18 protein-coding genes are annotated in these 14,114 nt (G+C 52.3%); all 18 read left to right on the forward strand.

Features of this window, described 5'->3' with window-relative positions; genetic code table 11:
* Nucleotides 1-4 precede the first annotated feature (4 nt).
* The 18 genes from MHB71_RS05075 (at nt 5) to MHB71_RS05160 (ending at nt 14,113) form a co-directional block, all read left to right on the forward strand.
* Complete coding sequence (locus tag MHB71_RS05075; RefSeq protein WP_340028990.1) at nt 5-1,597, forward strand: portal protein; 1,593 nt, start codon at nt 5-7, stop codon at nt 1,595-1,597.
* Complete coding sequence (locus tag MHB71_RS05080) at nt 1,590-2,399, forward strand: phage minor capsid protein (protein WP_340028991.1); 810 nt, start codon at nt 1,590-1,592, stop codon at nt 2,397-2,399. The genes MHB71_RS05075 and MHB71_RS05080 overlap by 8 nt, the downstream gene beginning before the upstream one ends.
* A complete protein-coding gene (locus tag MHB71_RS05085) occupies nt 2,400-2,654 on the forward strand; it encodes a hypothetical protein (protein ID WP_340028992.1) in 255 nt (84 codons plus the stop codon).
* Nucleotides 2,655-2,815: 161 nt separating this feature from the next.
* Nucleotides 2,816-3,661: a hypothetical protein gene (locus tag MHB71_RS05090; RefSeq protein ID WP_340028993.1), complete on the forward strand. Its 846-nt coding sequence runs from the start codon at nt 2,816-2,818 to the stop codon at nt 3,659-3,661.
* On the forward strand, nt 3,661-4,341 hold the full coding sequence (locus MHB71_RS05095) for a hypothetical protein (RefSeq protein WP_340028994.1): 681 nt from the start codon (nt 3,661-3,663) through the stop codon (nt 4,339-4,341). Before MHB71_RS05090 ends, MHB71_RS05095 begins: the two co-directional genes overlap by 1 nt.
* Before the next feature lie 78 nt (nt 4,342-4,419).
* The gene (locus MHB71_RS05100; RefSeq protein ID WP_340028995.1) at nt 4,420-5,109 is read left to right on the forward strand and encodes a scaffolding protein; all 690 of its coding nucleotides are present in this window, start codon (nt 4,420-4,422) and stop codon (nt 5,107-5,109) included.
* A gap of 154 nt (nt 5,110-5,263) precedes the next feature.
* Nucleotides 5,264-6,268, forward strand: a complete 1,005-nt coding sequence (locus MHB71_RS05105; RefSeq protein WP_340028996.1) for a DUF5309 family protein — start codon at nt 5,264-5,266, stop codon at nt 6,266-6,268.
* Nucleotides 6,269-6,328: 60 nt separating this feature from the next.
* Complete coding sequence (locus MHB71_RS05110; RefSeq protein WP_340028997.1) at nt 6,329-6,574, forward strand: hypothetical protein; 246 nt, start codon at nt 6,329-6,331, stop codon at nt 6,572-6,574.
* A 15-nt stretch (nt 6,575-6,589) separates the two neighbouring features.
* The gene (locus tag MHB71_RS05115) at nt 6,590-6,988 is read left to right on the forward strand and encodes a hypothetical protein (protein ID WP_340028998.1); all 399 of its coding nucleotides are present in this window, start codon (nt 6,590-6,592) and stop codon (nt 6,986-6,988) included.
* Nucleotides 6,988-7,305 (forward strand): hypothetical protein, encoded by a 318-nt coding sequence (locus tag MHB71_RS05120; protein ID WP_340028999.1) that lies wholly within the window; start codon nt 6,988-6,990, stop codon nt 7,303-7,305. Before MHB71_RS05115 ends, MHB71_RS05120 begins: the two co-directional genes overlap by 1 nt.
* Nucleotides 7,305-7,778, forward strand: coding sequence for an HK97 gp10 family phage protein (locus tag MHB71_RS05125; protein WP_340029000.1), 474 nt, complete (start codon nt 7,305-7,307; stop codon nt 7,776-7,778). Before MHB71_RS05120 ends, MHB71_RS05125 begins: the two co-directional genes overlap by 1 nt.
* The gene (locus MHB71_RS05130) at nt 7,778-8,230 is read left to right on the forward strand and encodes a hypothetical protein (protein ID WP_340029001.1); all 453 of its coding nucleotides are present in this window, start codon (nt 7,778-7,780) and stop codon (nt 8,228-8,230) included. The genes MHB71_RS05125 and MHB71_RS05130 overlap by 1 nt, the downstream gene beginning before the upstream one ends.
* A 44-nt stretch (nt 8,231-8,274) precedes the next feature.
* Nucleotides 8,275-9,312 carry a phage tail sheath subtilisin-like domain-containing protein gene (locus tag MHB71_RS05135; RefSeq protein ID WP_340029002.1) on the forward strand — a complete coding sequence of 346 codons (1,038 nt, stop codon included), beginning with the start codon at nt 8,275-8,277 and terminating at the stop codon, nt 9,310-9,312.
* 16 nt (nt 9,313-9,328) lie between these two features.
* Complete coding sequence (locus MHB71_RS05140) at nt 9,329-9,769, forward strand: phage tail tube protein (protein WP_091032436.1); 441 nt, start codon at nt 9,329-9,331, stop codon at nt 9,767-9,769.
* A gap of 74 nt (nt 9,770-9,843) precedes the next feature.
* A complete protein-coding gene (locus MHB71_RS05145) occupies nt 9,844-10,215 on the forward strand; it encodes a hypothetical protein (protein WP_340029003.1) in 372 nt (123 codons plus the stop codon).
* A gap of 182 nt (nt 10,216-10,397) precedes the next feature.
* Complete coding sequence (locus MHB71_RS05150; RefSeq protein WP_340029004.1) at nt 10,398-12,353, forward strand: phage tail tape measure protein; 1,956 nt, start codon at nt 10,398-10,400, stop codon at nt 12,351-12,353.
* A gap of 21 nt (nt 12,354-12,374) precedes the next feature.
* Nucleotides 12,375-13,055 carry a LysM peptidoglycan-binding domain-containing protein gene (locus tag MHB71_RS05155; protein WP_340029005.1) on the forward strand — a complete coding sequence of 227 codons (681 nt, stop codon included), beginning with the start codon at nt 12,375-12,377 and terminating at the stop codon, nt 13,053-13,055.
* The gene (locus tag MHB71_RS05160; protein WP_340029006.1) at nt 13,052-14,113 is read left to right on the forward strand and encodes a hypothetical protein; all 1,062 of its coding nucleotides are present in this window, start codon (nt 13,052-13,054) and stop codon (nt 14,111-14,113) included. The genes MHB71_RS05155 and MHB71_RS05160 overlap by 4 nt, the downstream gene beginning before the upstream one ends.
* The last annotated feature ends 1 nt before the right edge of the window (nt 14,114 follow it).

The raw sequence follows: 14,114 nt of genomic DNA on the forward strand, positions 1-14,114 counted from the left end.
CAAATTGACCGAATTTTATACGGTGAAGGAAACGAAGCTGTTTTATCCAGGCGCTCAATATCCGCCACAAACGGAAATACACCGCCTAGCTAAGTACGAGCGTGGCCGTAAGATATTCGCGGGACGTCACGCTGAGATTTACGATCGGGCTTCCGCGCTGTTACGGGACACGCCACACGCCGCGCAGCTTAAGACGTTGTTTATCGCGGTGAATATCGTGGACGTCCTCGTAACAAAGCCGGCGGATTTGCTGGTAGGCGAGAGGCCAACATATAACAGCGGCAAGGGTCCGAAGTCAACGGAACAGGCGCGAATTGACTCTATCGTTGAGGAAAACGACCTGAACCAGATGATTCACGAGACGACAATCGGCGGAGGTTATCGCGGCGACTCGTTTATTAAGACTCGCTATGGATTCCGCGATGACTTTACGGAGACTCTGCAACTCGGATTGACGGTGCCGCCTACGAAGCCAGAGCCTATTATAGAAACGGTTGATCCATCGATCGTCTTTCCGGAATTGGCGCGGGGATCTAAGAAGCGGTTCAAAGCGATTAATATCGCGTGGGTTGAGTGGGAAGTCGAACGCACAAGCGGCGTAATATCCTTTATCCGCGGCGTACCGTCGACAGAAACGCCGTACCTTAACGTTGAGCGCCACATACCGGGCTATATCGTATACGAACGCTACAAGTTGATTGAGAACGGAGTGGACGCGTCAGAGGACGTGGCTATTCCGATTTATATCGTTGGCGAAAAGGTTCCGACTGGACGCGAGGCAGATGTTGTGGAAACAGGGACAGCGCACCTTAACGTTGACCACATTCCGCATAAAACGACGGACGACCACTGGTACGGGATATCAACGGTAGAGAAGATGGAGAGCGTACTGTCCGCGATTAACGACCGGCTTGTACAGATCGATTATATCCTGTGGAAACACAGCGACCCGACCGCATATGGTCCGGATATTGACGACGACGGAAGTGATACGGTCCGCGTTGGTGGCGGTAAGTACATTCCGCTTGAGAAAGAGGACGTAACGCCGGGCTACATGACGTGGAACTCGCAGCTTGACGGCGCGTTTAAGGAGCTCGACTACTTGCTCGGACTCGTTTATCAAATGGCGGAAACTCCGCAATGGCTATTCGGTACAACGATTACGGCGGACAGCGGCGGAACTGGCACGTCACATACGGATGGCGCGGCGATTAAAGCGCGCTTTATGCCGATCCTCAAAAAAGTCGAACGTATCCGGACACACGTTGACCGCGCAGTTAGAAACGCGTTATGGAAGGCGATGGTCCTCGAAAACATTGCGAACAAAGGCGTAGAGACATTCGGAAGCTACGAACCGGTATATCCAGCGATTGGGTGGCGCGACGGCATTCCGCGTAATGAAAAGGAAGCCGCCGAAACAGCGCAAATACGTACCGGAAACAAAGCGACATGGTCCGTTACTGACGCGATTAAAGACCTTGACGGAGTGACTGACGCCGAGGCCGAGGAAACTATCCGTCGTATTGACGAAGATGAAACGCGCGTCGGCGGCATAGCGGATTCAATGTCAGCGGACGCGGTGTTTAACAATGGATGAGCGGCCGGTATCGAAAATAGTCAACGCGTTTAAGCGTGCGAAATCCGCAGTGAGTGCGGCAGTCGGACGCTTATTTACGTTGGGCTTTTCCCGTAAGAATGGCGATGTGGCCGCGAAAGAGTCCGCGAAGATACTCGCCGAGCTTAACGAGGAGTCACGGAAGCACGTTGACGAGGCGCTAACTAAAGCGGCCAAAGACGGAATGCGCCAGGTACTCATTTCACTCGGCCTAGGAAGCGCGGTGTCTGACGTTAAACTCACCCGCATCAACCTCGCCATGTTAAACGCGGCCAAGGCGGACACGTACGCGGACCTTCTCGCAGTTACGCAAAACATGGACCGCAGAACGCGTATGAGTATCCGCCAGGCAATTGCGGAGGCTATGCGCGCCAATCTCGGCCAAGGCGTTAACAGCTCGCGGACAATAAGTGCTGACGCGCTAAGCCGTCTCCGAAACACGCTCGGCCAGGCAGCTGACACCGGCATTATCGACGCTGCAGGACGGCGTTGGAAACCGGAAGTCTACGTTGAGACAGTTGTACTCACGAAGATGTCCGAGACACAGCGCGAAGCAACGATTAATGAGGCGCTTGGCCGTGACGTTTATTACGCGCAGATATCGAGTCATGGCGCAAAGGATGCGTGTCGTAACTGGGAAGGCCGCATCGTAAAGTTAACACCGGATGCTCCCGGAGATTATCCGTATGTAGGCGATCTACCTCGTCGAGAAATATTCCACCCACGCTGTCGTCACGTGCTTTCTCCGGTCCGCAATCCGGAAAATATCGGAGGAGGAATTTAGATGGCGGACCCAATCGCAAGAGATCCGTTTTCAGGAACGGGGACGGCGAACGTACCAATCAAGAACACCGCAAACTACATCGTAGTCTTTAACGATGGAACAGCGGACATTACCGTAACAGCCGGGAAGTTTGTAGCGGTGGTTAAGGCGGGCGATGCATTAGATGAGCGCGTAGATCCGTTTACCACGCTTTCTATTAGTGGCAATTCAGCCTACCGCGGGTATGTTCGCGTTATTCCCGGAGGTGTCGGTTAATGGCCGGACGTGACACGATCGCAAGGAACAGCGCAAGAAAGGCGGCTATCACCGCCAAGAAAGCGAACGACGGCGTCGCGCCATACGGATTCGGTGCGCAAGTTGAATCGTACACACCAAAGTTTACGAAGCTCGAAGGTCCTCCGATATTCACTGCGGCGATGTCCGGAAAGTCGAGTATCTATTGGTTCCGCGTAATCAAGGTTGACGGACTGATTCCGAATGCGCTCGGCAAGTACTACGCGACATTTTCGACGAACCATAATGCGCGGGGAGGCATCGGACTCGCTTACGCGGATGATCCGAAAGGTCCGTTCAAGAACTACGGAGAGATATACGTTGATACCGTCGTGGGAAATTCGACCGAGACGCCATTCGTAGTCTACAACGAAAAAGATAGCCTGTTTTATATGTACTACCAGCAATCAGGCGCAGGCATCAATCAATCTACGCTACTCGCGACATCTCCCGATATGTTGACCTGGACGCGAATAGGAATCGTACTTGATAAACCGGACGGATACCCAGGTGATGGCCATACCGGTTATTTTGCCGTGTTCAAGTTCGCGGAAAAGTGGGTAGGATACAGCGTTATGGGCGGCGGAGATTATGGCCGCAAAGCGATATCTTACTCAAACGACGGGAAATTCTGGTACTCTGATCCGCGCGCAATGCTCGGCGGTAACGACGCAACTCTCACCTACGGAGAGAACTTTTCGCGGTCTAACGCGGGACTATTTATGTACCGAGGTCAAATGTGGTGGCTCGGGATGATGTCCGCATATGCGTCCGGAGGCGAAACAACCGTAGCTCGACCGGCCCTTGCCCGGATTAGTCCGGACTTGCGGCAGCTACTCCATCGACCGATCGACCTCGTACCATTTCCGACGTTGCCTTGGGAGACGACGAACATGCAGTCGATGATGGTATCCGTATTGGACGGAAACATTTACGTGTACTACAACACGGACACTAACGTCGGACTCATCCATACGGAGGTGGCGTAATGTTACATCGCGGACTAGACGGTAAGGAGATACCGAGCGGCAAGATACACAAACAACTATGCGCTAACTTTCTGGATGGCGCGCTACCATCGTGGTTAACAACCGTGGGCACACCGACATTTGAACCGCCGCCAGGACGTGGATTATTGCGTTTGACGACAGCAGCGACCGCAGCAAGTAGTGTTGAGTTAAAATCGACCGCAACGTTCAACAGTACGCAGTTTACGGAGATTTCGTACACAATCGAAGGCCTACAGTTTAACGGTAACATCCAGATATCGGCGCAGATTGGCATTAAGAGCGCGGACAGCAAGGCGGGAATAACGTTTTTCCACAACGTCAACCAGCCGAGCGGAATCATCCGCGCATATAAGGCAGACGGGACGTACACGGACTATCCGACGAAGATGGCGTTCTTCACCGTAAATATGGCGGGCGACGAAGGCCAGAACAGCAAGAACTTGACCGTACGTCTATTTACCGGTAAACAATACGCAGCTTCGACCGGCAGACGCGTTTATGTATACGTACAAAATGACGATCAAGTTGGCGCGCTTGCGGACGTGACCGATTCGTTTATCGACGGAGACCTACAATGTATCGCAAAACTAACCACTAGCGCGGCCGTAGCTAAGACGCTGGTCGCATCGCAGGTCAAGATCGATCTATGGAGTAACTAACGTAACACGACCTACGATAAGTCGTTAAACTGACGGACACTATGCGCTACGCGGCGCTAAAACGCGGGAGGAAACGATATGAAAAACGTTAAGTATCCGATGAACTTGCAACTTTTCGCAGAAGGCGACCCGAATCCGGAACCAACTCCGCAAGACCCGCCGGCTGATCCGCAGCCAACGAAGACATTTACGCAGGAGGACATGGACCGAGCAGTAACGGATCGACTCGCAAGAGAGCGAAAGAAGTACGGAGACTACGACGATTTGAAAGCCGAGCTCACCAAGTTAAAGAGCGCGGAGGAAGAACGGCAGAAAGCGGAGATGTCCGCAACTGAGAGAGCCGAAGCTGAGCGCACCAAAGCGTTAGAACGCGCTGAGGCAGCCGAGAAAGAGAAAGAAAACGCACTATCAGCCGCTAACCAGCGCCTTATTAATGCGGAGTTCCGGGATGTTGCCCGCGAGCTTAAATTGCGTCCTGACGCCGTAAAATCTGCGCTGAAACTCGTCGATCTATCCGCGGTAGAAGTAGACGGTGACGGCAACGTAAAAGGGCTTCAGGACGCGGTTAAGGCGCTGATCGAAGATAATCCGTACATGGTCGAGCAAGCACCGGTCGAACCGAGAACAATCGGTGAGCCTTCTGGTGGAGAAGCGAAGCCGTTGAAGACGAAGGGACAACTACTGGCAGAAGCGGCGGAGAAGGTTCGTGAGAACCCCACATACGAAGCTGTAGCCAAGTTTACACAACTAAAAAGAGAACTGAGCTAAGGGCTATCTGAAAACGGATGGCCTTTTTGTTTACAAAAAAAATAATTTTAAACGGGGGAAACACACAATGACTAAGATTTTTAACGCTGATTTGATCGGTAAGCCGGAATCCGTAACAGAGCAGATTTTGCTTTTGAACCCACACCAAACACCAATGCTTGCAATGCTAGGATTTGCGGGCGCAGTTAGTCAAGTTGAGCATAACTGGTATGAGGACGCAATGTTTGCAACAGAGTCCACAATCACAGCTGATATCGCTAATAGCGCAACTGCAGTCGTAGTTGCATCCGTTGAGCCTTTCCGCGTTAACGACGTAGTTAAATTGGGCGAGGAGCTCCTGAAAGTTACCGCGATCAACGTAGGAACTAAAACGCTGACTGTTACGCGTGGATACGCAGGCACTACCGCAGCGGCCGCTACAACTAATGCGCCGGTTCAATTCCAATTCACAGAAGGTGTGGAAGGTCGCGATGCTATTGATGCGCGTTTCAAAAAGCGTGAGCGTAAGTCTAACATCACCCAAATCTTCACGGACACTGTAGAAATCACCGGCACAGCCGCGGCAGTAGCTAACTACGGTATCTCCGACATGTATACGTACGAGCAATCGAAGAAACAGCTTGAGCTCGCGTTGCAATTGGAGAAAGCGTTGATCAACGGTATCAAATACGAAAACGGTAGCGTACGCCAAATGGCCGGTCTGCGCAGCTTGATCCAGACCAACGTTAAAGACGCGGCTGGTGCAGCGCTAAGCCTCGACATGATCAACGATAGCCTGCAAGCAGTCTATACAAAAGGCGGATTCTCAACAGGTGGTATGTACGAGATCATCGTTCCTGCGAAACAAAAACGCGTAGTCTCCGCGTTCGGTGACGACAAGGTGCGTATCGATCAAAATGATAAACGTCGTGGTACGGTTGTATCCCAACTGACTACGGACTTCGGTGAGTTCCCGGTATCCATCAACGATAACTTGGCTGCAACCGAAGTATTCATCGTCGATAAAAACCGCGCGAGCGTCCGTAACCTGAATGGTCGTGAGTTCCAACACGAGTACCTCGGTAAAAAAGGAGACTACTACCAAGGTATGATCGTCGGCGAGTATACGTTCGAGCTGCACCAAGAACAAGCGCACGCACGCATCAAAGGTTTGGCGTAAGCCGACCGCAAATAGCCGGGAGTCTTTTCGGAGGCTCCCGTTAAATACGGAGGTTTTACGATGGCAAAGTATAAATCACGCTATCCGGAACTCGCGTTTTACGTTAACGGCGTAGAACGTAAGTTTTCCGGCGGCGTATATGACGCAAAGACTGCGGAAGAAGTAGCGGTACTTAACCGCTTATCGGACGCGGAACCAGATACGGAGGAACCTGCGCAAGTGGACGAAGTGGAAGCGGAAGACAAACCCGCTAAAGCTCCGGCAACCACTAAGCGCAAAGCTAACGCTACGTCCTCCGCAAAATAAACGGAGGTGTGGCGGATGAACTACGTAATACCTGACGCAGATGCGTACATCAACGCGAACTGTATTGATATCGAGGATTGGACGGCCAGCGATACCGCGAAAAAAACACGAATGTTAAATGTCGCAGGATCAACGCTGACTCGCGCCTATTCGAAATACACGATACCTAACGCGGCTGTCTACGAATTTGCGAACGTGCTTGCGATTATGTACAACGATATGCTCCGGATGCAGCAGCAAGGCGTATCCACGTTCGGCTTGACCGGAGTGTTCAACGTTAATTTCAAGGACGGTACAACGTCGATGCCCTACGATGATATGCGCAAGAAGATACCGCAGGTTGCGCTTGATCTAATCGGCGAAGAGAACGGCGTTAAGATTTCTCGCCGCGCATGGAAGTCGGTGATCTTGTAATGCCGTTAGTAGCGATGAATCAAACGATTACTGTTACGAAGGCTGGCGCAAGTGACGGATGGGGCGACAAGACTGACGATGTTGTTGTCGTATACAAAGCGCGCGTTACCGAACAGACGAAGACGGTCGTCAACACTTTCGGAGAGGAGGCCGTTTCCAGCATGACGATTTTGCTTGATAAGCTACCGGATATATCGTACGACGACACGATAACGTATACGAACGAATTGGGTGTTACGATCGCGCGCAAACCTATTGCAATCAAGCCTAAGCGCATGTACAGCGGCCGCCCCGGATTAACGGAGGTGAACGTCTGATGGCGCGTAACCGCATAGACTTTGATACTGGGCGCGGAGGCGGATTTATACGGCGATTGGTGAGTCGCTTTTCCCGCCGATACGAGGAGCGCTTGACCGCCGCAATTGAAGACGGAGCAATGACCGGCACACATGACGTTATGGACGAATGGAAACGCCAGGCCACGGACTTAGCGCCCCTTAAGTCGGGTGACCTGAGACGCGGCATTGAAACGGAAGTCACGCATAACGGAAAGACGTGGACCGGTGAGATTACGTCAACGGCGGTAACCATGCGCGGCGGTCGGCGGTTTGACTACGCAACGTACATCCACGATACGTATCCGGAGAAGTACGGCGACTCTTTTAAGAATCCGACAACGTCCGGAACGATTCCGCGCTATCTGGCGGTACCTGCCGAGGAGAATGAGGCGGAATGGGCGCGTATCTTCGAAGGCGAAATTAAAGCCGCGATTAAACGGGGGCGGTTATAATGGCCGCAATCATCGACGAAATCCTCGGCATCGAAGCGTTTATCAAGTCCGTCGTTCCTGGCGCAGTAGTCGAAAAGCAAACGGTCCCGCTGCAACCTACGCCGGGCCTTTTTGTCGTGCGCTTTTTAATGGAGTCACGTACGGATGAGACTGCGTATCACTACCGGATAGAGCGCGATTATCAGGTGATCTATTACAGCGCGAATCCTCAAGCGGCATTCCCCGTTATGGACGCGCTCAGTAACGCGATATACGATGCTCAACGGATCGTTGCGACAGGCTCACGTCTGAACGCGCTGAACTACTCGCAGCCCCTGCGGACGGATACCGATAAGGCAGCGACCACTAACGCGGGCTACGCAACACTCGGCATACTTCGGATCACCTCGCGCCAATCACGTACACAGCAGTCGTATCCGCTTATTCAAAACGTTAATTCACGATTTAACTAGGGCGTCCATCCGGGCGCTCTTTTCAATTTAAAGGAGGTCATTGCATGGCAACTTGGGACCCATCAAATTTACCGACACGTCCCGGTATTTACATGCGCTTTGTCCGAGCAGCAGCCGCACAGATTAGCGGAGGCACGCTCGGTACAGTCGCAATTCCGCTTCTGACATACGCCGGCACAGCGGTGGAGAAATCGTTCTATACGGTTGAATCCGAAGCCGCAGCGGTTGAGCTGTTCGGTAGCGCGAATATCCAATCCGTTCTACTCGCGTTAGCTGGCGGCGCTAAGGACGTTCTCGTCTACACGATGCCGGATACGGCCGTTGCGGATGACTACGTTGACATGCGCGAAGCTCTCGATGCGCGTCCGTTTAACGTGTTCGTGTTCGACGGAGAGTTCGACGCTACGCAACAAGCCGCAACTAAAACGTGGGTGGCGCGCAATCGTGACGAAGGTAAACACTTTATCGTCGTAATCGGCGGAGACGCGGCATCAGACGCCGATCCTGCGCTCGGTAACGCACGTTCGACGCTAAACGAAGACGACTACATCGTCAACGTAATCAGTGGCGGTATTGTAGGCGGCGTTACGTACACTTCGGCTGAGTACGCGCCTTACGTTGCGGGCGACATCGCAGGGACTCCGATTAGCGAGTCGATTACCTACGATCAATTGCCGCTTGAAGACGTGACGAAGCGCTTGACCAATTCGCAGACAGTCGCAGCATTGGCGGCCGGATCGCTGTTATTTACGAATGATGGCGCGAAGGTGAAGATCGAGCAGGGTCTCGTAACAAGCGGCCTCAAGATCAAGTCGATCCGCACGCAGCAAGCGGTCACGAATGATATCTCGCGCACAGCTACCGACAGTTACATCGGCAAGCTTCCGAATAACGCGGACGGTCAAGCTACGTTGATGGTCGCGGTTAAGGCGTACCTGGAATCGTTAGGCGCGGCTGTTCTTACGAATCCCGTTGTAATGCTCGATCCGCAACGGCCAAGCGTAGGAGACTCCGTTTTCCTTGCGGTTAGCTATATGGAAACCGACACAATGGAACGCATCTTTATCACGGTAAATATCTAATCGAGGCGGTGAGAGAATGACTTTGGATGCAAAACGCGTTATCAGCGGTAACTACGGTCAGTTGTTCGACCAAGACGGCGAATGGCTGTCTAACGTTACCAGCGTGGAAGCGAATATCGAAATCGGCATGGAAGAAATCAAGCTGGCCGGCACGCGCTGGCTCGGCAACAAGACGACTACGCTCAAAGGTAGCGGATCGATTAACGGTTACCTCGTTACGTCCGAGTGGATCGAAAAGATGGCGCAAGTCACCGACGATGTCAGCTCGCCGTACGTTACGGAGCTTATCGTTAAAATCGACGACCCGGAAGCGTTCGGTGCGTATCGCGTACGTCTGAAAAACGTAACGTTCGACCGGATTCCGGTTGTAAATTACGAAGTTGGCTCGATTGTTGAGCAGGAGTATACGTTTGTGTTCTCCGGTTACGAAATTCTGGACGCAATCCGTCCGTCATAACAGCGCAACAAAACTAGCGGACTGCCTTCGGGTGGTCCGTTTTTAATTACGAAAATAATCGGAGGTTGACATATATGGCAAAAGGATTAGAGGCGTTGTTAGGTGCGAATTTGGACGTTACGAAAGAGGTTTACATTCCGCGACTTAAAACGACATTTACGATCAAGGCGCTGACTAACGCGGAGACAACAAAGGCGAGACTGCGCGCTACAACGGGCAAGGACAACGTGGATTCAACGACGCTCAGCTACGTTATGATTTCGATGGCTTGCGTTGATCCGGACTTTAACGATAAGGCGCTCAAGGCACATTACGGCGCGAGTGATGACGTGGATTGCGTAGGTAAGGCGTTGCTGCCGGGTGAGATCGCTAAGATGGCGGAGGAAATCGCTAAGCTGTCCGGATTCGGCGTCGATGACGAGATGGTTGAAGACGCAAAAAACTAATTCGGGCGGGTGGGGAAGCGTACATGCTTCACGTTGTTTATCAGCGCCATAACATACCGCCCGATGTGGTCTACGCGAAAGAAAGTCGCCACCGCGCGATGATGTACGCCTCCGACATGCTCGTTCTTGAGGAAGAGGCGCGGGAACGTAAACAAGTCGAACGCCAAAGGGGGAATCGCTAGATGTCGTTTGATATCGTAGGACATTTGCGTATTATCGACAACGCTACGAGGCCCCTGCGGAGTATGACTTCGGGATTACTTAAATTCGGAGTAGCTGCGGCGGGTATCGGAGCTGTCGCAAGTACGGTCGCTATCGTAGGGGACAGCCTCAAGAAAGCAATGGACTTCGAGTCGCAGATACAATCTATTAAAGCACTTACGGGAGCATCAGCGGATGAGATGGCTAAGATGCAGGCGTTAGCTCTCGAACAAGGGGCGAAGACTAAATACTCCGCTCTCGAAGCCGCACAAGGTATAGAGGAGCTGTTGAAAGCGGGCCTTACGCCAGCTCAAGTTCAAGCGGACGGGCTGAACGCGGCTCTGAACCTTGCGACTGCGGGCGGACTAGAGCTCGCTGATGCGGCGGAAATAATGTCTACCGCGCTTAACGCATTCAAAAAAGACGAAATGAGCGCCGCACGAGCCGCGGACATTCTCGCAGGAACCGCCAATGCCTCCGCTACCAGCGTGCAGGAACTCCGTCTGTCCTTACAGGCCGTTTCCGCAGTCGCGTCAGGTGTGGGTATGTCGTTCGCCGATACTAACGTGGCTCTCGGTTTGTTTGCGAATAACGGAATTAAGTCATCCGACGCGGGTACTTCCCTCAAAACGATGATATCCAATTTGGTTCCGATGACGGATAAGGCATACGCGTTGTTTGAGCAGTTTAACCTCTTAACCGTCGACACAACCGCCGCCATGGAGTTTTTAGCAAACAAAGGTATAAAGTCAACCGGAAACTCCCTCCAACAAGTAACGGGCGACGTCGAGAAATACGTTGCGCAAATGAAGGGGCTAAAAGTCGGCACCAGTAAGGCGGCAAAAGAGACGCAGAAGTTCTTGATGGCGAATAACCTCGTCCATTCCGCGTTTTACGATGAGCGCGGTGAGATCAAGAAATTGGCGGAAGTCGCCGATGTTCTCCAAGACCGTTTCGGTAAGTTAACGAGCGAGCAACGCCAGTACTATATGTACCAACTCTTCGGATCAGACGCAATTCGTGCCGGTAATATCTTGTTCAAAGAAGGCGCGGAAGGTGTTCAGAAGTTCTACGACGAGATGGGTAAAGTTACTGCGTTAAAAGTTGCGGAAGAGAAGATGAATAGCGCGGCGGGTGCGATTGAGCAGTTCCGCGGTGCCGTTGAGACGCTGCAGATATCCGCTCTTACTCCGCTAATGCCTATTATACGTAAGCTGGCAGGAGGAGCCGCGGGGCTTGTCGCTGAATATACTCCGCAGATTACGGCGGCGGTACAGAGGATGGTTGACTCGGCGGAGAGCTATGTAAATACACATTTCATCAACAACCCCCGCTTTCAATCTCTTCCCGACATTCAAAGCAAAATAAAGTTCATCTTCGAGGATCTGTCAAAAACATTCCAGAAATGGTTGGATGCAGGCGGGGCCAATAAGATCCAAGATATGTCACGTAGGGCAATCGATATTCTAGGAGAGTCGCTGAAGGCATCGCAACCGCTTATTGAGGCCGCTATGACACTGGGCACGCAAGTGGGTATCGCTATTACGAAGGGGATCGGCCAAGGTCTCGGTAAGCTCCTTATCGGAGAAAAGGGCGTTGAAGTGGTCCAAAGCAGATTTAGCGACGAGCAATTAGTGCGGATCGGCGGTAAACTTCCCGACAATGTCGAGAGACCGGACGCCAGCGGTGCTTACTATGCCGGAAACAAAGCGCTAGGTCACTCCGGCGGTCTTGATTACGTGCCGTACAGCGGCTACACAGCGCGGCTCCACCAAGGCGAGGAAGTGTTAACCGCAACAGAGGCGCGTAATCGACGCGATGGCAATAGCAGTATCGGCGGCCCTTCCGTAATGGTAACGGGCAATACGTTCGTTGTGCGTAATGATAACGACATTGACGATATTGCGAACAGAATCGCGCTTCGGTTGGCACAATAGAACGGAGAGGAGGCGGCATTATTGGCGAGAGGCAAGCCGCAGTTTTGGCTCAAGTATAACAATAACGCGGAGGTCTTATGGCTTCCCGTTAATCCCGAAACAATCAACGCAACATCCACGTACGGCTACGAAGACGTCAGCGTATCGAATCTCGGCGAGTACACGATTCTCGGAAACAATCGGCAGAAAGAATTTACGGTATCTTCGTTCTTTCCGCGCGATTATAACGGGTCGTATTGCCAATATTCGAAGTTGAAAGATCCGTGGGAAATCGTTAAGACAATCGAACGGTGGCAGAAGTCCGGCCGTCCTGTCCGTTTTATTGTGACGAATACGCCGATTAACATCGCGGTTACGATTCGGTCGTTTGAATACGAGGAACGCGGCGGAGAGCCTGGCGACGTTTACTACACGCTGCAACTCAAGGAGTACACGTTTATTCCCAACGCGAAAAAGTCGGACCCTAACGCAAAGAAGACGAATATATCTGCGCCTAAGGTTACGACTGATCCAGCGCGCCCTTCTACGCGTTCGACACCGACGTCATACACGGTCAAGTCCGGCGACTCGCTGTTTAAGATCGCGGCCAAAGTCTACGGAAACGGCGATCGATGGCGCGACATCTATGCGAAGAATAAATCGGTAATCGGCGCGAATCCTAACGCACTCAAGCCGGGTCAGAAGCTGGTGATCCCGAAATGAGTACGAAGATTAGCGTTTTATATGACGGTAAATATAACGTTGAGTCTCTCGTAAAGACCGCAACTTGGTCCGGGGACGTCGCGCAACCTCATCGAACACTTACGCTGTCCTTGTCCAATACGCTCAACGGCGAGGATCAAGAGATCGCGTTCGAACTCGGAAAGGAAGTACGCTTTTACGTAGACGGTAAAGGCGTATTTCGCGGTGTCATCTTTACGTATGACATATCGGAGAAGGGCGAAGCGGTAGTAATTGCGTATGACGAGAACGTTTATCTCACGAAGAATACAGATACGCGGAAGTTTGTCAAGATGACGGCGGGCGCGATGATTGCGGAATTATGTAAGTCATTCGGAATCCCGACGGGCGACATCGCAAATACCGGCTACGTTATACCGCGCATGATCCTCCGGAGTAAGACGCTGTGGGACATGATGGTCACGGCACTGACGGAAACGCGCAAGCAGAACGGGCGGAAGTTCGTTGTCTACGCATCTAACGGTAAGCTTGGACTACGCGAGAAGAAGGACGCCGCAGTGCGTTGGATGATCGAGGACGGCGTTAACATTATCGGTGCAACACGGACGCGCTCAATCGAAGAGTTACGGACGGCCGTTAAAGTTGTCGGAGGCGAGTCGGAAGAGAAGCAGATAACCGCGTCTGAAAAGAATGCGGCATTAGCTACGCGTTACGGACTCATGCAGCATTACGAAAGCGCAGATTCGAAGCTTAACGCGTCTCAATTGCGCCAGCTCGCGAAACAGCGCCTCAAGGAGCTATCGACCGTTAAGGAAGACGTATCAGTTAACGCGCTCGGCATTACGGACGTCGTCGCCGGCATAGCGGTCTACGCGTTCGAAAGCATGACGGACTTGGTCGGCGGCTTTTACGTCAACGCGGACACGCATACGTTCAGCGACGGAATCCACATGATGGACCTGACGCTATCTAAAACGGATGACCTTCCGAAGCTGGATTACGAAGAGGAGCCGGAGAAGAAGAAAAAGGCGAAAGAATCGAAGAAGAAGGCGAAAGAAAAAGCGAAGAAAGGGAAGTGAT

This window comes from Paenibacillus sp. FSL H7-0940 (assembly GCF_037979415.1).
Lineage (GTDB): Bacteria > Bacillota > Bacilli > Paenibacillales > Paenibacillaceae > Paenibacillus > Paenibacillus amylolyticus.